The following is an 18,219-nucleotide window of genomic DNA, read 5'->3' as shown; positions in this document are numbered from 1 at the left end:
TACATTGAGCAACTAATTTCCAAGGGCGCGGTCAATGAGAGACGAATCCATAAGATTCGAGCTCTTGCCTAACATATCACGCGTCCAGTCATTCAACTGTCCCAATTGAGGGATCAATTGTGAAGTTTTCCAAAACTCTGTTTTTTCAATAGCTGGACTTAAGCTCAATAAAGAAACAAAAGCCACGACAATCAAGCCACCACGAGCAAAGCCAAATAACATGCCTAATACTCTGTCAGTGCTCGATAAACCGGTTACTTGAATAAGGGAACCTAGCAAAAAACTCACCAAGGCCCCAACAATTAAAGTAGCTATAAATAAGGAAACAAATGAAACAATATAGCGGATCTGATCATTTTGAACCTGATCAATAAGCAGAGATTGCATCTGATCTGAGAACTTAACCGATACAACAAAAGCAACCACCCAAGTTAGAAGCGATAAAACTTCCTTAACAAAGCCTCTTTTTAAACTTAAAAGCGTGGAAAGAACCACTACAGCAATTATCAACCAATCAATCGTCGACATTGAACTTACTTGCTCCATGAATACCTCTAAAAATCGCTGCGGAGTTTAACAGATGCCTAAGATTTTCCAAATACCGAGACACAAAACCTCGAACTAATTAACTGAATATTTAACGACAATGCCGTTTAAGTTAAATTTCTTCTTAATATCATCACGCATTTTTTCAGAGGTTTCCCGCTTGAACTCGGGGCCAACATACACTTTATAAAGCGAATTAGTCGTCAAGCTATAGGCATCGTAATTAGCCCCTTTAAGCTTTTCGACTAAGCGAACAGCATTATCCTTACCCTTAAATGTCGCGATTTGCAGCGCCCAACGGTCGGCAATTTCTGCTGGTGTCGCTTTTTCAACGGGCGCTTTCACTTCAGGTTTTGTTTCAGGCTTTACTTCGGATTTAGCCTCAGACTTAGCAGAAACAGTAGACTCAGCTTTACTAATGCTTGCCACATCTTTTGCTGATTGAGGAACTGGAATCAAACGAATATCTTCGGCGGCCTTTTCTTCCCCAACTAATTGCTCAACAGGCAAACTATCGACAGGTTGAACAGGGGCGATATCCACAACAGGGAAAGCTGGCGGCGTGGTAACTTGAACTTGAGCATCCAACTCTGCTGGACGCTCACCATCCAAAATTAAAGGCAATATTATTGCTGCCGATAGCACCATGATACCGGCACCAATAAGTCTGTACGTAACGGTTCTATCTATCATAAATCACTCTTTTGATTGATTAAGCGCCAAATAATCCGAGACAGTTACAAAGGAACCAAAAACAATCACTGAGCGCTGTTCTGCTTGAGCTATTGATAACGCAGCATGAAACGCACTAGCAACAGACGAAAAGGCATTTGTCTTCGACACAAGGCCTGGAGAGCTATGCATAATATGCTTCACAAGCTCACTTGCCTTCGCACCTCTGGGCCCAGCCAGATCACAGCACAGCCAATCTGAAAAACTGTCAGCCAGATGCACCATCACACTAGCAATATCTTTGTCCTTCAACATACCACAAACAGCAACCGGCTTACGTGGCAAGCTGCTGATACGATGAGCTAATTCAATAGCAGCCTCAGGATTATGAGCCACATCAATGTATACATCAGGAGACGTTGCCACTTTCTGAAAACGCCCCATTAGCTGTGCACGGCTAAATAAAGAAACTAGATCGTCATGCGTAGGAGAAAGCCCCATATACACCAAGACTGCAACAACAGTAGCTGCATTTTGCAAGGGTAGCGATGGAATAGGTAAACTCTCAAATTGAACACCATCACCAGACCAAGACCAAGTGTGTTTGCCTAGCTCAAAATGAAAATCGAGACCTTTTTGGCGTAAATGTGCACCGACTTCTAGCGCTGTACTCGCGATAGTACTGGGTGGATTAACCACTCCACTAACAAGCAGCTTATCTTTTCTCGCAATGCCTGTTTTTTCCCGAGCAATAACATCCAAGTTATCACCCAACCAATCAATATGGTCCAAAGAAATAGAAGTCACAACAGCAACGTCAGTATCTATCATATTGACAGAATCTAAGCGCCCTCCTAACCCTACTTCAAGCACCCAATAGTCCAACTCAGACTGATCAAAAATCCATAGCGCAGCGAGCGTACTGAATTCGAAATACGTTAAGGCAATATCTTCTCGCGCAGCCTCAATGACCTCGAAAGCACGACAAAGAATCTCATCGTCGCAAGGCGAATCGTTCAATGCAATCCGTTCGTTAAAAGCAAGAAAATGGGGAGATGTGTAGGTACCAACAGAATAGTTTTGTGAACACAGATACTGAGTCAGCATGGCGCAAGTTGATCCTTTGCCATTTGTTCCAGCTACAGTGATCACTTTATGCTTAGGTCTAGATAAGTTTAGTCGAGCTAATACCTTGCTCCCTCTTTCTAGACCTAACTCTATTTCCGAAGGATGCTGACTCTCAATATATGAGAGCCAGCTAGCTAATGACGTGTGCGTCATCTAATTAAGCCGCCTTGTTGGTCAACAAAGACAAAATATTGAATAAGCGGTTACGCATTTCATCACGCTTGATAATCATATCTAACGCGCCTTTTTCCAACAAAAACTCACTACGCTGAAAACCTTCTGGTAATTTTTCACGAACGGTTTGCTCAATAACGCGAGGGCCAGCAAAACCAATCAAAGCATTTGGCTCAGCAACGTTCAAATCGCCTAACATAGCCAAAGAAGCAGACACACCGCCAAAAACTGGATCCGTCATAACAGAAATATAAGGGATACCTTCTTGCTTCAAGCGCTCCAAACCAGCACTTGTTTTTGCCATCTGCATCAAAGAAATTAGCGCCTCTTGCATACGCGCACCACCACTGGCAGAAAAGCATACAAGCGGAATACGTTTTTCTAAACAAACGTTAACCGCTTGGATAAAACGCTCTCCGACAATAGCGCCCATAGAACCGCCCAAAAAGCTAAATTCAAACGCTACTGCAACCACTGGCATACCATTCAAAGCACCTTGCATAGCAACCAAGGCGTCTTTTTCGCCAGTCGCTTTTTGAGCATCAGCTAAACGATCTTTATAACGCTTTGAGTCTTTGAATTTTAATTTGTCTTCAGGCTCAAGGTGAGCACCAATTTCATGACGCCCCTCTTTGTCCAAGAAAATATCTAAACGACGACGAGCACCAACACGAAGATGATGATTACATTTTGGACAAACATCTAAGTTTTTTTCCAACTCTGGACGATATAGAACATTTTCACATTTAGGGCACTTTTTCCAAAGACCTTCAGGCACAGAACCTGTACTACGCTTTGATTCACTGCGCACAATGGAAGGGACAAATTTATCTAACCAGCTACTCATTTACTTCTCCACATTTCTCGTTTGCTGTCGCTTAAGCATCCATTTCATTACGCATAGGCAATAAAATAGCGCTTAGAGCGTCAGCCACATATTCTTTTTGATGATCTTTATTCTCAGCGATAGCATTAACTAATACACTACCAACAATAACGCCATCAGCACATTTACTTACTGAAGCTGCAGTTTTTGCATCGCGTATACCAAAACCAACACCAATAGGTAATGTCGTGACTTTGCGCAATGCATCAACATGCTGCTTAACGCTATCGACATCTAGCTCAGCAGAACCAGTTACACCTTTCACAGAAACGTAGTAAACATAGCCTGATGCCAAGTCACAAATTTTCTTTGCGCGCTCTGGTGTTGTCGTAGGTGACAGCAAATAAATAAGATCTATCTCGTTCTCTCGGAAGCATTCTACTACATCTGTTGCCTCTTCAGGAGTCAGATCTACTAATAAAATGCCATCAACACCCGCTTCTTTTGCAGCATCAGAAAATGCCTGATACCCAAAAAACTCAATTGGGTTCAAATAGCCCATCAAAACAACCGGTGTTTGCTTATTACCTTGTCTAAATTCAGTAATAATTTGCAGTACTTTTTTAACGCTGGTTCCAGCAGCTAAACTACGTTCACAAGCCAACTGAATGACTGGGCCGTCCGCCATTGGATCAGAAAAAGGCATACCAATCTCAATAACATCAGCGCCAGACTCAACCAAAGCATTCATCAAGGTCACTGTATAATCAGGACTAGGATCACCAGCGGTAATATACGGAATGAGCGCCTTTTTACCAGATTTTTCTAAATTCTCAAAACATTGTTTAATGCGACTCATACTTCAATCCCATCCAATTCAGCAACGGTAAGAATATCTTTATCACCACGACCCGAAAGATTAATCACAACAATCTTATCTTTTTCCATCGTCGCCGCTAACTTCATGCCATAAGCAACGGCATGACTTGACTCAAGCGCAGGCATAATCCCCTCCAAACGAGTTAAATCTCGGAAGCCATCCATCGCCTCATCATCATTAATCGCCACATAGTTAGCACGGCCAATATCTTTCAACCAAGCGTGCTCAGGACCGACACCAGGATAATCTAAACCAGCAGAGATAGAATGAGTACCAATGATCTGACCATCGTCATCAGCCATGACATAAGTACGATTCCCATGAAGAACACCAGGACGACCAGCGCTCAATGGAGCGGCGTGACGACCGGTTTCAATACCATCACCACCCGCTTCAACTCCATACATTGCGACACTTTCATCTTTGATGAATGGATGAAACATGCCAATGGCATTTGAGCCACCACCAACACAAGCAACAACAGCATCAGGCAAACGACCTTCCTGCGCCAAACATTGAGCTTTCGTTTCACGACCAATAACGGATTGAAAATCTCGAACTAATTTAGGATACGGATGAGGGCCAGCAGCAGTACCAATAATATAAAAGGTATCATCTACATTCCCTACCCAATAGCGCATCGCTTCATTAAGCGCATCTTTTAATGTCTTAGTACCTGATTCGACAGGAACGACTTCCGCACCTAACAACTTCATTCGATACACATTAAGTGACTGACGACGAATATCCTCAGCCCCCATAAACACCTTACACTTCAACCCCAACCGAGCCGCAACCGTCGCAGAAGCGACGCCATGCTGTCCCGCTCCAGTTTCTGCAATAATATTTGGCTTGCCCATATGCTTAGCTAGCAAGGCCTGCCCAATTGTATTGTTTATCTTATGGGCACCCGTGTGGTTCAAATCCTCACGCTTCAGGTATATCTTCGCACCACCGGCTTTTTCTGTTAGCCGCTCGGCAAAATAGAGCGGAGATGGACGGCCAACATAATGCGCCAAGTCATAGTCAAAGGCTGCTTGAAAAGCACTATCTTTAGATAAGCGCTCATACATTTCAGCCAAATCTTCTAGCGCCGACATCAGCGTTTCAGAAACAAATATGCCGCCATAGGGACCAAAACGACCATGAGAATCAGGTAAATCTAGATTAATATCTTTGCTATCCACATTTTGCTCCACTAATAAATTCTTGAACTTTAGGCTCACTCTTGATGCCTTTTGATAACTCAACACCACCACTAACATCTACGGCGTAAGGCTTAACTTGTTTTATCGCTTGCTCGACATTACTTGGGGTTAAGCCACCCGCCAGCACAATCGGTTTAGACAAATTATCTGGAATCAAAGACCAATCAAACACCTCGCCAGTTCCGCCAGGCACACCTGCTTTATAGGCATCCAACAACATAGCGCTAGCACTCGGGTATTGATTCACCAAAGCTGTAACATCATCCCCCTTCTGCACTCGTAATGCTTTCATATATGGACGCTGATAAGAAAAGCATTCAGATTCAGACTCACTACCGTGAAACTGAATAACCCAGCGCGAGCTGCCACTTATTACAGAATTAATTAGAGTCCCATCAGCATCGACAAATAAAGCCACGGGCGTTACGAAAGGCGGCAACTGAGACACAATAGAGTTTGCCACTTCAGACGATACATATCTGGGGCTTTTTTCGTAAAAAACAAATCCCAAAGCATCAGCACCATGACTGCACGCCATAAGCGCGTCTTCTAGATTTGTTATCCCGCAAATTTTAACTCGGCAGTTCATAGGCTGGCTCGTCTACATAGGGTAAAAAATGAGGACCTAAAGGTCGTTTAGGTACATTAAAGACATCGGGGTATTGAGCATCAACAAAATACAACCCAGTTGGCGGTGCTGTGATACCACCCTTGGTACGATCCTTTGCCTCTAAGGTCTGTTTTGCCCAAGAGATAGGCTTTTCACCTGCACCAATAGACATCAAGACACCGGCGAAATTTCGAATCATATGATGCAAAAAAGCATTGGCTCGAACATCCAAGACAATATATTGCCCCAGCTGCTGCACATCGAAATTTAAAATCGTTCGGATAGGCGTATTGGCTTGACAGCCAATCGCACGAAAAGAGGAGAAATCATGAGTACCTAAAAACTCTTTCGCAGCAGCCTTCATGGCATCAACATCGAGTGTCTTATATGTCCAAGTCACACCTTTGGCCAATATAGCAGGACAAAAAGCCGACGAATATATGACATACCGATAACGACGACTTAAAGCACTAAAACGTGCATGAAAGTCTTCTGATACAGAACTTGCAGCCACAACGGTAATATCAGCTGGAAGATAAGTATTAACACCTATTGTCCAAGCTCGCTCATTTCGCTCCACATCAGTTTCAAAGTGAACAACTTGAGCACTTGCATGGACGCCTGAATCTGTTCGACCAGCGCAAACCACCTTAACAGGATGGTTTGCAATGACAGACAACGCTTTTTCTAAATTCTCCTGGACACTTGGAACACCAAATTTCTGCGCTTGCCAGCCCTTATATTCAGAGCCATTATATTCAACAACTAGTACTACTTTTTTAGTCACTTGGGAACATTCGCTCCATCATATTCTGTGCTTCAGCGATTTGCTGCTCATTACCTGACTCAATAACATCATCCAGAATAACTCGTGCACCCTCTTCATCCCCCATATCCATATAGGCTCTTGCTAAATCTAGCTTGGTTGCAACTTCATCACCGCTGGCATCAAAGAAATCGAACTCTTCCTCTTCATCACTAACTTCTTCATCTGCGGCCGCTTCAGCCTCACCAAATGAAGGAATTTCCATTTCATCTTCTTCTTGCTGAGCTTCCGCCAATGTTTCTTCTATTGAATTAGCTAAGGAATCATTTGGAGCACCACTAAAAATAGACGATTCATCAACATCATCTTGATCTGCGTCATTTAGCAAACTCGAAACAAAAGACTCTTCTTCGCTTTCAACTTCTTCATCATCAATCGATTCAGCAGATTCCGGCGTCATTGTTGGTATATCATCTTCAACGAAGGCCTCCAAATCATCTAGTTCATCTTCTTCATCAAGATCAAGCACTGGATCTGGCAAATCATCAGACGCAAACATATCATCATCAATAGCGTCGTCTTCTGATGCGCCCTCAAGCTCATCTTCCGGATCATCAGAAAAATCCATTTCGTCATCAACCGTTGGATCCGTGAACTCCACAGAAGCAATCTCTTCTCCGAAAGAACCGAAATCTTCAAGATCATCATCTTCATCCGGTGTATCAAAATCAAATGCGAAAGGATCTTCTTCTTTTAACTCTTCTTTTTCTTCGAGCTCATCGTCTAGGGCATAATCGGCCACCGCAACGGCGGCGACTGGAGCAGCCACCGCGGCTGGCGAAAGATCAAATTCATCCTTTTTTGATGATTCTTGCTCCTCTTGTTTCTTTCCAGCCCTACGCATAACCAAACCTATCAAGAAACCAAGCAGTAACAAGACTACCGCACCAATTGATACAACAATTGGATTACCGAATATCTTATTTACAATTGAATTATTTTCTGCCTGTTCTTTTTCTCGACGAATTTGATCGGCTTCCAAAAGCTGATCTACCGTATTTTTTTGTTCCTGAAGAGCCTGCTGAGCGCTAGCAAATTGCTGCTGCAAGTCTGCCATTTGCTTATCTTTCAAACTAATCAGCTGTTCAAGAGTTTCAAGCTGTTTGTTCAAATCACCCAATTGAGCGGATAGTTCGCCTTTTTCACGCTGCTCTTTATCTAGCATCTCTTGTGAAGCGGACAGCTCACTCTGTAAAGCGCTTAGTGTTGCGTTACTGTCATCCCCAGTATTAGAGCTCGCTGCACCTTCAGGCAATAAACTCTGCCCAGAAGCTAAGGTTAACTTATCACCGCCAGCTGCAGGCGCATTAGCCGCGGCTTTCGCTTTCGCTTGCGTATTTAACTGAGCCTGCTCTATAGCTGCACTACCGTTGGAACCTTTTAGCGCCATCCAAGCATCATGCTGACGTTTAAACTCTGTCTCTGAAATTGTTTTGTTAAAAAGTGCAATTTGATCCTGAGTTGGCAAACGCAGAATGGCACCTTCCTTCAATAAATTTATATTATCTGAATAAAAAGCGTCTTTATTAAGTGCCTGTATCGCCATCATTGTTTGATAAATGGTCAGCTGATTCGAGGGGCGATTTTGCCCTGCAATAGACCAGAGCGTATTTCCTTTGGCCACATTAAGCTGACCCTTAGAAGATAGTTCCTCTGCAGCAATAGTCGCTTTACGGAAGACTGTTTGACTAGATATAGCGGAAGCAGATGCAACAGGTACAGATTGAACCACTTCTTTTTGAGATTTCTTAACGAGAGCAGATTGATTTAATGGTGTTTGATATTCTCGAACAACCTGCCCACTAGGCCAACGGGCAGCCAATACGAAACGCAGCTCATCGACCCGTAAAGGTTGATCAGACGAAACAGAAACAACAAGATTGCCGTTATCGCGAACGACATCAAATTTCAACTGAGATAGAACTCTAGTCTGTGCAAAGCCAGCTTGGCGGAATTCACTTTCACTGCCCAAACGAATCAATATATCGTTATTTGTCAAAGACCCAACATCAGAAAGTTCAATTTTTCCGCGATAAGGTTCGCCCAAATTTGATTGAGAGGTCAACTCACCCAGTTCCAATGCGTAACTGCTGGACACATATAGCGCACCTGACACAGCAATACTAACGAGGGTTTTTCTGAGCATAAGCTTCCCTTTATTTACAAATTATGGACATAAATATCTAAACAAGTATCTTACACAGGTGACCATTTATCAATAGCTTTAGAATCAATGGTTTGCACTAAACGCAAGAGAAAGATAAAAAACGCAAAAGCAATACATTTTTTCCCCCTAATGACTTAAGAAACCATCTCGAAAATAAAACCCTTGCACAAAATCCACACCTATCTTTCGAGCAAAAGCTAAGTCATCCTGCACTTCCACTCCCTCAAGAATAACTTGCTTACCTGTAGCATGAGCAAATTCTATGATCTTTGATACAAACACCATAAAATTAGCATCTAATCTCTGCTCTAGCACACATTTATCCAACTTTACCCACTCCACTAGCTGCAACACCGCAACAGATAGCATAGATTTTGGATTACACAAATCATCCAATGCAGTACGAATACCCAACCCATTAAACAACTCAATCATAGATAAACTCATTAGAGCATCACTCATTTCAGAGTTTTCTATTAATTCAACTACCACTCGACCTCGCCCCGCTGACTGTATCAGATCAACAAAAGGGTTATCTTCTGAATCCTGTCCGCAGGCATAAAAAGCATCTTGATCTAAATTAACAAAAACATTTTCTGAATTGGATAGATGCTCCAACTGTATCTTTTTTTGAGCGAGCTCAACCTGAAATAATAGCAATGGATTGTCGTGTAGCGCAGCATACACATAATCGGGCCTTATTAATTCACCAGCCACAGACCTAAATCTTGAAAGAGCCTCATACGCGAACACATCGCCCGTTTTCAGTTCCACAATGGGCTGATACTCAACCCCAAATCGTTTAGATTCAACCAACTCCAACAACACCTTTTGTGACAACACATCCATTTAGAAAAACCCTAATACAAAGACCAAGAATAACACTCATTAGCATGAAAATTAATTTAAAAAAAAACCCCGCCAAATAGCGAGGTTTTCTTTATTATCAATGAGTTAGAGAAGGATCACATCATCCCGCCCATACCACCCATTCCGCCCATACCACCCATATCAGGCATACCAGCGTCGTCTTTTGGCAAATCAGCAATCATTGCTTCAGTAGTGATCATAAGACCTGCTACAGATGCTGCCGCTTGAAGTGCAGAGCGAGTTACTTTTGCTGGATCTAGGATACCCATTTCCAACATATCGCCGTATTCACCAGTGGCAGCATTGTAACCGAAGTTACCTTCACCTTTTTTCACTTTATCAACAACAACAGAAGCTTCAGCGCCTGCGTTGATTACGATTTGACGCATTGGTGCTTCCATCGCACGTAGCGCAAGAGTAATACCAACACTTTGATCTTCGTTGTCGCCTTTTAGGTCAACGATTTTAGTAAGAGCGCGAACAAGTGCAACACCGCCACCAGCAACAACACCCTCTTCAACCGCAGCACGGGTTGCATGAAGAGCATCATCTACACGTGCTTTCTTCTCTTTCATTGCCAATTCAGTTGCCGCGCCAATTTTGATGACAGCAACCCCACCAGCCAATTTAGCAACGCGCTCTTGAAGTTTTTCTTTATCGTAGTCAGAAGAAGAGTTAGCAATCTCAGCACGAATTTGCTCAACACGGCTGGTGATGTTTGCTGCATTACCAGCACCATCTACAATCGTTGTACTTTCTTTTGTCAAAGTAACGCGCTTTGCCGTACCTAGCTGCTCAAGAGTAGCCGTTTCTAGACTCAAGCCGACTTCTTCAGAAATAACGGTAGCGCCAGAAAGAACGGCAATATCTTCAAGCATTGCTTTGCGGCGATCACCAAAACCAGGTGCTTTAGCAGCAGCTACTTTTACAATGCCGCGCATAGTGTTCACAACCAAAGTCGCTAGGGCTTCGCCTTCAACGTCTTCAGCAATAATCAATAAAGGGCGAGACGCTTTGGCAACGCCTTCCAATACTGGTAGCAAATCACGGATATTAGAAATTTTCTTGTCAACAAGAAGGATGAATGGGTTTTCAAGCTCCGCACTCATAGTCTCTTGATTGTTGATGAAGTAAGGAGATAGGTAGCCACGATCAAATTGCATACCCTCAACCACAGCTAGCTCATCTTCAAAGCCTGAACCTTCTTCTACTGTGATAACACCTTCTTTACCAACACGCTCCATCGCTTCTGCAATGATTCTACCAACAGAAGAATCAGAGTTAGCAGAGATAGTACCAACTTGCTCAATAGCGCGAGTATCAGTACAAGGCGTAGATTGCGCAGCGATCTCTTTTACTACCGCAGCAGCGGCTTGATCAATACCACGCTTAAGATCCATTGGGTTACGACCCGCTGCAACGGCTTTAAGGCCTTCAGCCACAATTGCTTGCGCAAGTACAGTCGCTGTTGTTGTGCCATCACCGGCAACATCATTGGCTTGAGAAGCAACTTCTTTCACCATTTGCGCGCCCATGTTTTCGAACTTGTTTTCAAGCTCGATTTCTTTCGCTACTGTCACACCATCTTTAGTAACAAGCGGTGCGCCAAAAGATTTCTCAATAATAACGTTACGACCTTTTGGTCCCAATGTTACTTTAACTGCATCTGCAAGAACGTTCACACCTTTCAGCATTTGCTGACGAGCGCTATCTCCAAATTTAACTTCTTTAGCTGCCATTTTCTTATACCTTAACTGTTGTAAATGCTATGAATCGTAATAGAGCTACAGGAGGAAATTTAGGCTTCAACAATGCCGTAAATTTCGTCTTCCTTCATGATAAGTAGCTCATCACCTTCGATTTTAACGGTTTGGCCGGAGTATTGGCCAAACAACACAGTATCACCAACTTTAACGGCTAAAGCTTGCACATCGCCATTTGATTGAATACGGCCAGTGCCAACAGCCAAAACCTCGCCTTGAGTAGGCTTTTCTTTAGCAGATCCGGGCAGGACGATACCAGATGCAGTTGTTGTTTCTTCTTCTTTACGTCGAACAACGACACGATCGTGCAAAGGACGAATATTCATTGATCAATCTCTCCAATTAAAAACGATACCAGGACTCCCCTGGCTGGATAACCCTACTGCATACATAGTAGGAATCTTTAACAAGGTTCTATATACGGCTATACATACCGATTTCAACCCTTAAATTAAATTATTTTTTATCTATTAAGTCATTGTCATCTTTAGGTTCTTTCGAGTACTCGCCGTCAATGGTTTCGCCTTGAGGTTGAGCACCATAAGATCCATTCGGAGCCCATTTAGATCCTTTTTTAACCATGGATGCAACGAAATTCACCAATAGACCTGCCGCAAATAATTTGCGCAATGGTGGAATTAATAATAAACCACCAATAATATCTGTCACAAAACCTGGCATTAATAAGCACAAGCCTGCAAAAATCAGCATAACCCCTTCTGCAACTTCAGAGGCTGGCAACTCGCCGCGGCGCATTTTCTCTTGCGCTTTAAGAGATGTTTCTAAGCCTTGCTTACGAATTAAGGTCACGCCTAAAATAGCTGTCAGGAATACCAAACCAACTGTTGCTAATGCACCAATTTGACTACCAACTTTTATTAATACGGATAGCTCAATAACGGGAATGAGTATGAAAAGCAAAAGTGCAAATCTCATATTTACCTTCTTTATTTTAAATGTAGCTATTTATCTAAGGGCAAAAAATGACGAATCAACCGATAGATAGATTTAAATCTCAGGTGTTTCATATTTTAAGTGAAATCCCTAAGGGCGAATGCATTGCTTACGGAGAACTTGCAAAACTAGCGGGTTTTCCAGGTTATGCAAGACAAGTTGGCAGTTTAATGAAAAATCTACCTAAAGACACCAAACTGCCATGGTATAGAGTCGTGAATGCTCAACGTCGCATTAGCTTTGGCGAAAACACGGACGGCTATTTAAGACAAAAAGAAAAGTTAGAAAAAGAAGGTTGGGTCATTGTGGGTAACAAATTAACCATAAATGAGAAGCCAATAAAAAAGTGAAGGGGCCGCCACCTAACAATAGGCAGCGACTCTTAAAATAAATTTAATCTCTAAAATTGGTAAATTGAACTGGCTGAGCCAACTCAGCACCACGCAGCAACGCCATCACTTGTTGAAGATCATCTCGTTTTTTACCAGTAACGCGAAGCTGGTCACCTTGGATCTGCGCTTGAACTTTCGCTTTGCTATCTTTGATCATTTTAACGATTTTTTTTGCTTCGTCTGTTTCAAGACCTTCTTTCATCTTAACCGCTTGGGAGGCGCGCATATTCCCCTTAATCACATCTTCTTTTTCTAAACTTTTTAAATCAATGCCACGGCTAACCAATTTTTGATTTAAAATATCAGACATCTGGCGAAGTTGAGGTTCTGCCTCAGCCTCCATGACGACGCTTTTTTTGTCTTTAATTTCGTAGTGCGCTTTTACGCCTTTAAAGTCATAACGCGTTGTAATCTCTCTGTTTGCCTGATCGACTGCGTTAGTGACTTCGTGCCAATCTAACTCAGATACTACGTCAAATGATGGCATTTTCTGCTCCTTTGCATTTCCAATAATGTATTTTGGGGCGATAATAACAGGGATTGAAATAAAACACCTAATGGAAACCTATTATGAAGAATACGCCTTGGTTAGTCATCGGCGCTGGCGCTATCGGTCTTTTTTGGGCCTGTAAGCTAGAAAAACTCGGCAATAAAGTCCATCTAGTGTATCGATCGGAGAGTCCGGGAAAAAAAATCACCCTAGAATCATTAACCGATGAAGACGGTCAACAACAAGTTTCTATTTCTAAACATAAGATCAAAAGCTTCAAAGCAGAGGAGCTTACCGAACAATATGACAAGATACTAATTTGCACCAAGTCTTTCGATCTTAAAAATGCATTTGCCCAAGTAGCAGCTCATGTTAGTGACGATGCGGACGTCGCTTGCCTATGCAATGGCATAGGTGCACAAGAAGAACTTCAAAGCATTTTATTAGACACACAAACCCTATGGGCCGGAACAACCAGTGAAGGCGTTTTAAAAATTGAAGCGAACCATATCAAACACACAGGTTTAGGTGACAGCTACTTTGGTGAATGGCGACAAACGACACCAGCAAAGACCTTTCCAATTGAGAGCCTAACAGTTGCTAACATTCACCAAAGAATGATCGAAAAACTCGCCGTTAACGCAGTAATCAATCCAATCACTGCAATTTTCAACATTCATAATGGCGATATTCTCAATGATGAATTTAAGCCGCTAATCGATGCAACTCTGTCTGAATTATCAAACGTCTTTACTCATCCGAAATTTAGTTATTCACAACAAAGCCAACACCTCACCCAAGAAAATCTCAAAAACCGGGTGCACACTATTGCTCAACTTACTCGCTTAAATCGATCTTCAATGCATGAAGATATTCGATTACAGCGCCAAACCGAAAACAGCTTTATATCAGGTTTTTTACTTAACAACAGCCCTATTGAACTACCAGTACAGCGTTTGCTTTTCGATGGTGTTGCTTGTGCAGAACAGCGTGAAGAGGTCAAAAAAAAGCTGCTAAGTCTTCCTTAGCAGCTTTTTTATTGATCAATGCAAGCTAGATTTTAGAAATTTTCTCTTTGGTAAGAAGAATTTTCTTCTCTTTATAAAGCGCACCTAATGCTTTTTTATAGGTTGCTTTACTTACTTTAAACACGGCATAAATGGCCTCTGGTGACGCCTTGTCGGTCAATGGAGATTCACCACCATGAGCATCTAAGTAATCCAGAATATCATCCAAGATATTGCGTACTTTCTTGTAACCGACTTCTTGCAAGCTCAAATCGATCTTGCCGTCTTCACGCATCTGCTTTATAAAACCAACCGTCTTTTCGCCTTTACGAAGCTGCCTAAACGCATCTTCAAAAAACAAAACACCCCAAAAGCGATTATCGATAACACACTTAAAGCCAATATTGGTTTTATCGCCAATAATGATAGAGACCTTATCACCTACGCGATACGGCGCTTCTTCGCGGTTCAACAAAGCATCCACTTTGGTAGTCGCGACAATACGATTTGTCGTTTGATCTAGGTAGATGAAAAGCAAATGTGTTTCACCTTCTTCTACACGGTTTTTCTGCTGACTAAAAGGCACCAATAAATCTTTAGGTAACCCCCAATCAAAAAACGCTCCAACTTGGTTTACTGCTATTGCCGTTAATGCAGCAAATTCCCCAACTTGAGCTTTAGGGAATTCAGTAGTTGAAATCAACTTATCATCTGAATCCAAATAAACGAAAACTTCGACTTCATCATCCACCGTCACACCTTTTGGTACGTAACGCTTAGGAAGCAAAATTTCGCCTAATTGGTCGGCGTCTAAATACACACCAAAATCTTTCTCTTTAACGACTCTTAATGTATTTAAGCGCCCGATTTGTGTAGCCATGAGTTCTCCGGCAAGCAATTTTTTCGAACTATACGCACTTCACATGTCTGCGCATATAGATATTTTGAAATCTTAATTTAATCGTTATCCGCTTTCATACAACCAGTAAATATAGCCTCTAACTTGGATCTCCCAAGCCCTTCCATTTTCTCAATATTTTGATTCGGTATCTCAGTCGTATCGCCATAGAACTCAATCGCTTTATCAACACTAGCCTCTCTTAAAAGATGCAACATTGGATAAGGCGAACGGTTGGTATAATTGGATACATCATCTGGCTCTGCGCCTGAAAAACAATAATCAGGGTGAAAAGTTGCCAATTGATAAACCCCTTCACAACCTTGATCGAACATAAGGTTTTCAGCCGTTTCAACAAAGTCTAAGTAACGATGAAAATCCTTAAATAAGGTCGGAAAAATCAGCAGCGTCGTTTCTGTCTCTGGATGCTCATCCAGCCATTGAACTTCCGCTATTAACTCTTCTAGCGCTACATCCATTTTCTTTGATCGCAATACCATACAACGTACGCTATCCCGCTCCACTTCCCGTTTAGCAAAAGGGCAAACATTTAACGCCACAATAAACTCTTTTACCCATGCCATTGTTTGGGTAGTGACCAATTCATCTGATAGCAGCATAACGTGTCTTCTTATAAATATTTGTTGGTATTTTAGAGCAAAGCGTACAAAGGGTCTAACTTATCAAGCCATCATCAGAGGTTTAGATTTCGAATCCTCAGAAAACAAGGTATCATGACTATTAATACAGTCCATTATAGTGGTCATACGCCCAAATTCATTATGATTTTCATAGTTAATTTATGACAATCATAGTTGGTCGTACCACTTATCCCGCTACAGAGAGTTTACATGTCATTTGCTGAATTAGATTTGGATTTCACCATAGAACAAGCCATTAGTGATCTTGGCTTTGAAACCCCGACAGAAATCCAAGAACAAGCTATACCAATCGCCTTAGAGGGTTCTGACCTACTTGCAACTGCCCCGACTGGCACGGGCAAAACCATCGCCTTCTGTGCGCCAGCTATTCAGCATATTCTTGACCGTGATGAGCAATCCACCACCGCACCAAAAGTATTGATTTTGGCACCAAGCCGCGAGCTAGCACGTCAAATTTTTAATGTAGTAGAGCAACTAACACAACACACTCGTATTCAATCTCACCTCATTATTGGCGGCACACCTTATGGTATGCAGCAGCAGCAACTGAGTGAGCCATGTGACATTCTGGTTGCGACACCGGGTCGATTAGTTGAATTAGACGAGAAACAATGGCTTGATCTAACCGATGTGTCTTATTTTGTGATCGACGAAGCTGACCGCATGTTAGACATGGGCTTTGTTAGCGCCATTAACCACATCGCTAAAGAACTACCAAAAGAACACCAAACCTTGATGTTCTCTGCAACTCTAGAAGGCGAAAAAATGGGACGTTTTGCCAGCGCCCTACTAAACAGCGAGACACAACAAATTCGCCTAGGTGAATCATCCCGCACAGTACCGAGCCAAATTCGACAAATCGCCTACCGCGTAGATGGCGAAGAACATAAAGAAGCCGTACTGAAACACCTGTTAACACAAGAGCGCGTTCAGCAAGCGGTATTATTTGTTTCCAACCGCGAGCATGTTGACATATGGGTTCAACGCATCCGTAAAATGGGTTTGATGTGTGACGGTTTGCATGGCGAAATGAAACAAGGCGACCGCAGCGAACACATGAAACAAATGAAGCGCGGACGCTTGCAAGTATTAGTTGCAACTGACGTTGCATCACGCGGAATAGACCTTCCTGAAATCAATACGGTAATCAACCTTCGCCTTCCACGTAAAGCTGACTCTTACATCCACCGTGCTGGACGTGCTTCACGTGAAGGCGCACCGGGCGATTGTATTTCGTTGATTGATATCAACGACTTGCCAATGATTGAAAAGATTCAACGCTTTATGCAAGCCAACATTAAATTTGGCCGCATTGAGGGACTTGAAGCAAAAACAAAAGCTCGCTCACCAAGCAACAAGAAGAAAAAGAAAAAACCAGCCCCTAGTAAAAAATAAGGCTAGTTCAGCACTTATAGAAACAACAAAGGCGCTTCACCAGCGCCTTTGTTGTTTCTATTTCGCTACTTATCTAAACGCAAAACTACCGCACTGCTCTCAGTCAAACTTCAACGTATGCAACTTGCGCTTAGCCTTAGTTTCTAAATAGGAACGATTATGTTGATTCACATGCACCTTGGTCGGAACCAATTCAGCAACATCAATACCATGCTCTATTAGCTGCTGCGCTTTATCAGGATTATTGGTTAACAAGCGCACCTTGGAAACTCCAAGCGCTTGCAGCATATCAGCTGCAATACCAAAATCACGACCATCATCTGGTAAATGCAACATTTCATTAGCTTGATAAGTGTCATAACCTTGGTCTTGCAAAGCATAAGCTTCTAGCTTGGCGTACAAACCGATACCACGACCCTCTTGACGTAAATAAAGAATATAACCACCCTCTTCATTGATACGATCAATCGCTTCATCAAGCTGCTCACCACAATCACAACGGCCAGAACCAAAAACATCACCGGTCAAACACTCTGAATGCAAACGAACTAATGGAATGCTGTTGTCAGCTTTTGCTTTTGTACCTTCGAAAAATATCCCTATATGCTCTTTGCCAGAATCATCTCCATTGAAGGAAATAAATTCTGCCATCACGTCGCCCGCCCTCACGGGAATCATCACTCGACGCTTAATTGTCAAATCACTCATACTACTTCTCTACTAGGGACTTTTTTACTGTAACAAGTATAAC

General features: G+C 42.4%; 20 protein-coding genes. 3 read left to right on the top strand and 17 right to left on the bottom strand.

Annotation, left to right across the window (positions count from 1 at the left end):
• Positions 1-12: 12 nt before the first annotated feature.
• The 13 genes from KPL72_RS03785 to KPL72_RS03725 all read right to left on the bottom strand — a co-directional run bounded on the left by KPL72_RS03785 (position 13) and on the right by KPL72_RS03725 (position 12,606).
• Complete coding sequence (locus KPL72_RS03785; RefSeq protein WP_212918695.1) at positions 13-546, bottom strand: CvpA family protein; 534 nt, start codon at positions 544-546, stop codon at positions 13-15.
• A 75-nt stretch (positions 547-621) separates the two neighbouring features.
• On the bottom strand, positions 622-1,239 hold the full coding sequence (locus tag KPL72_RS03780) for an SPOR domain-containing protein (RefSeq protein WP_249411754.1): 618 nt from the start codon (positions 1,237-1,239) through the stop codon (positions 622-624).
• A gap of 3 nt (positions 1,240-1,242) precedes the next feature.
• Positions 1,243-2,499, bottom strand: coding sequence for a bifunctional tetrahydrofolate synthase/dihydrofolate synthase (folC, locus tag KPL72_RS03775; protein WP_219701927.1), 1,257 nt, complete (start codon positions 2,497-2,499; stop codon positions 1,243-1,245).
• 4 nt (positions 2,500-2,503) lie between these two features.
• On the bottom strand, positions 2,504-3,367 hold the full coding sequence (gene accD, locus KPL72_RS03770) for an acetyl-CoA carboxylase, carboxyltransferase subunit beta (RefSeq protein WP_219701926.1): 864 nt from the start codon (positions 3,365-3,367) through the stop codon (positions 2,504-2,506).
• Between the two features lie 31 nt (positions 3,368-3,398).
• Positions 3,399-4,205: a tryptophan synthase subunit alpha gene (trpA, locus tag KPL72_RS03765; RefSeq protein ID WP_212918692.1), complete on the bottom strand. Its 807-nt coding sequence runs from the start codon at positions 4,203-4,205 to the stop codon at positions 3,399-3,401.
• Complete coding sequence (gene trpB, locus KPL72_RS03760) at positions 4,202-5,413, bottom strand: tryptophan synthase subunit beta (RefSeq protein ID WP_212918691.1); 1,212 nt, start codon at positions 5,411-5,413, stop codon at positions 4,202-4,204. The genes trpA and trpB overlap by 4 nt, the downstream gene beginning before the upstream one ends.
• Positions 5,406-6,023: a phosphoribosylanthranilate isomerase gene (locus KPL72_RS03755; RefSeq protein WP_219701925.1), complete on the bottom strand. Its 618-nt coding sequence runs from the start codon at positions 6,021-6,023 to the stop codon at positions 5,406-5,408. The genes trpB and KPL72_RS03755 overlap by 8 nt, the downstream gene beginning before the upstream one ends.
• A complete protein-coding gene (gene truA, locus KPL72_RS03750; RefSeq protein ID WP_219701924.1) occupies positions 6,007-6,831 on the bottom strand; it encodes a tRNA pseudouridine(38-40) synthase TruA in 825 nt (274 codons plus the stop codon). Before truA ends, KPL72_RS03755 begins: the two co-directional genes overlap by 17 nt.
• Positions 6,824-9,016, bottom strand: coding sequence for a motility hub landmark protein FimV (locus KPL72_RS03745; RefSeq protein WP_219701923.1), 2,193 nt, complete (start codon positions 9,014-9,016; stop codon positions 6,824-6,826). Before KPL72_RS03745 ends, truA begins: the two co-directional genes overlap by 8 nt.
• Positions 9,017-9,163: 147 nt before the next feature.
• Positions 9,164-9,886: an EAL domain-containing protein gene (locus tag KPL72_RS03740; protein WP_219701922.1), complete on the bottom strand. Its 723-nt coding sequence runs from the start codon at positions 9,884-9,886 to the stop codon at positions 9,164-9,166.
• A gap of 116 nt (positions 9,887-10,002) precedes the next feature.
• Positions 10,003-11,646 carry a chaperonin GroEL gene (gene groL, locus KPL72_RS03735; protein ID WP_212918683.1) on the bottom strand — a complete coding sequence of 548 codons (1,644 nt, stop codon included), beginning with the start codon at positions 11,644-11,646 and terminating at the stop codon, positions 10,003-10,005.
• Positions 11,647-11,705: 59 nt separating this feature from the next.
• Positions 11,706-11,996: a co-chaperone GroES gene (locus tag KPL72_RS03730; protein WP_012069737.1), complete on the bottom strand. Its 291-nt coding sequence runs from the start codon at positions 11,994-11,996 to the stop codon at positions 11,706-11,708.
• Positions 11,997-12,126: 130 nt separating this feature from the next.
• Positions 12,127-12,606 (bottom strand): FxsA family protein, encoded by a 480-nt coding sequence (locus tag KPL72_RS03725; protein WP_219701921.1) that lies wholly within the window; start codon positions 12,604-12,606, stop codon positions 12,127-12,129.
• A gap of 47 nt (positions 12,607-12,653) precedes the next feature.
• Here KPL72_RS03725 and KPL72_RS03720 point away from each other — a divergent pair, with 47 nt between their 5' ends.
• Entirely contained in the window at positions 12,654-12,974 is a 321-nt protein-coding gene (locus KPL72_RS03720) for an MGMT family protein (protein WP_249422088.1), read from the top strand.
• A 43-nt stretch (positions 12,975-13,017) separates the two neighbouring features.
• Here the strand turns inward: KPL72_RS03720 and KPL72_RS03715 are convergent, their stop codons facing one another.
• Positions 13,018-13,503, bottom strand: coding sequence for a YajQ family cyclic di-GMP-binding protein (locus KPL72_RS03715; protein WP_212918681.1), 486 nt, complete (start codon positions 13,501-13,503; stop codon positions 13,018-13,020).
• 83 nt (positions 13,504-13,586) lie between these two features.
• On the opposite strand from KPL72_RS03715, the gene KPL72_RS03710 reads away from it, so the two are divergent.
• Positions 13,587-14,534, top strand: a complete 948-nt coding sequence (locus KPL72_RS03710; protein ID WP_219701920.1) for a ketopantoate reductase family protein — start codon at positions 13,587-13,589, stop codon at positions 14,532-14,534.
• Positions 14,535-14,559: 25 nt separating this feature from the next.
• On the opposite strand, the gene KPL72_RS03705 is transcribed toward KPL72_RS03710, so the two are convergent.
• Positions 14,560-15,393, bottom strand: a complete 834-nt coding sequence (locus KPL72_RS03705) for a CvfB family protein (RefSeq protein ID WP_212918679.1) — start codon at positions 15,391-15,393, stop codon at positions 14,560-14,562.
• Between the two features lie 77 nt (positions 15,394-15,470).
• The gene (locus KPL72_RS03700) at positions 15,471-16,031 is read right to left on the bottom strand and encodes a DUF1415 domain-containing protein (RefSeq protein ID WP_212918678.1); all 561 of its coding nucleotides are present in this window, start codon (positions 16,029-16,031) and stop codon (positions 15,471-15,473) included.
• A 231-nt stretch (positions 16,032-16,262) separates the two neighbouring features.
• Here KPL72_RS03700 and KPL72_RS03695 point away from each other — a divergent pair, with 231 nt between their 5' ends.
• Positions 16,263-17,468: a DEAD/DEAH box helicase gene (locus KPL72_RS03695; protein WP_219701919.1), complete on the top strand. Its 1,206-nt coding sequence runs from the start codon at positions 16,263-16,265 to the stop codon at positions 17,466-17,468.
• Between the two features lie 99 nt (positions 17,469-17,567).
• Here the strand turns inward: KPL72_RS03695 and ribA are convergent, their stop codons facing one another.
• On the bottom strand, positions 17,568-18,176 hold the full coding sequence (gene ribA / locus KPL72_RS03690; protein ID WP_212918676.1) for a GTP cyclohydrolase II: 609 nt from the start codon (positions 18,174-18,176) through the stop codon (positions 17,568-17,570).
• Between the last annotated feature and the right edge of the window lie 43 nt (positions 18,177-18,219).

The organism is Marinomonas lutimaris, from assembly GCF_019426345.1.
Classification (GTDB): Bacteria; Pseudomonadota; Gammaproteobacteria; order Pseudomonadales; family Marinomonadaceae; genus Marinomonas; species Marinomonas lutimaris.
This window is presented reverse-complemented; position numbering and strand designations above follow the sequence as displayed.

Bases quoted from the DNA above. Each gene is read 5' to 3' on its own strand.
- KPL72_RS03785 (WP_212918695.1), bottom strand. From the start codon at position 546: ATGGAGCAAGTAAGTTCAATGTCGACGATTGATTGGTTGATAATTGCT.
- KPL72_RS03780 (WP_249411754.1), bottom strand. From the start codon at position 1,239: ATGATAGATAGAACCGTTACGTACAGACTTATTGGTGCCGGTATCATG.
- folC (WP_219701927.1), bottom strand. From the start codon at position 2,499: ATGACGCACACGTCATTAGCTAGCTGGCTCTCATATATTGAGAGTCAG.
- accD (WP_219701926.1), bottom strand. From the start codon at position 3,367: ATGAGTAGCTGGTTAGATAAATTTGTCCCTTCCATTGTGCGCAGTGAA.
- trpA (WP_212918692.1), bottom strand. From the start codon at position 4,205: ATGAGTCGCATTAAACAATGTTTTGAGAATTTAGAAAAATCTGGTAAA.
- KPL72_RS03755 (WP_219701925.1), bottom strand. From the start codon at position 6,023: ATGAACTGCCGAGTTAAAATTTGCGGGATAACAAATCTAGAAGACGCG.
- KPL72_RS03745 (WP_219701923.1), bottom strand. From the start codon at position 9,016: ATGCTCAGAAAAACCCTCGTTAGTATTGCTGTGTCAGGTGCGCTATAT.
- KPL72_RS03740 (WP_219701922.1), bottom strand. From the start codon at position 9,886: ATGGATGTGTTGTCACAAAAGGTGTTGTTGGAGTTGGTTGAATCTAAA.
- groL (WP_212918683.1), bottom strand. From the start codon at position 11,646: ATGGCAGCTAAAGAAGTTAAATTTGGAGATAGCGCTCGTCAGCAAATG.
- KPL72_RS03730 (WP_012069737.1), bottom strand. From the start codon at position 11,996: ATGAATATTCGTCCTTTGCACGATCGTGTCGTTGTTCGACGTAAAGAA.
- KPL72_RS03725 (WP_219701921.1), bottom strand. From the start codon at position 12,606: ATGAGATTTGCACTTTTGCTTTTCATACTCATTCCCGTTATTGAGCTA.
- KPL72_RS03720 (WP_249422088.1), top strand. From the start codon at position 12,654: ATGACGAATCAACCGATAGATAGATTTAAATCTCAGGTGTTTCATATT.
- KPL72_RS03715 (WP_212918681.1), bottom strand. From the start codon at position 13,503: ATGCCATCATTTGACGTAGTATCTGAGTTAGATTGGCACGAAGTCACT.
- KPL72_RS03710 (WP_219701920.1), top strand. From the start codon at position 13,587: ATGAAGAATACGCCTTGGTTAGTCATCGGCGCTGGCGCTATCGGTCTT.
- KPL72_RS03705 (WP_212918679.1), bottom strand. From the start codon at position 15,393: ATGGCTACACAAATCGGGCGCTTAAATACATTAAGAGTCGTTAAAGAG.
- KPL72_RS03700 (WP_212918678.1), bottom strand. From the start codon at position 16,031: ATGCTGCTATCAGATGAATTGGTCACTACCCAAACAATGGCATGGGTA.
- KPL72_RS03695 (WP_219701919.1), top strand. From the start codon at position 16,263: ATGTCATTTGCTGAATTAGATTTGGATTTCACCATAGAACAAGCCATT.
- ribA (WP_212918676.1), bottom strand. From the start codon at position 18,176: ATGAGTGATTTGACAATTAAGCGTCGAGTGATGATTCCCGTGAGGGCG.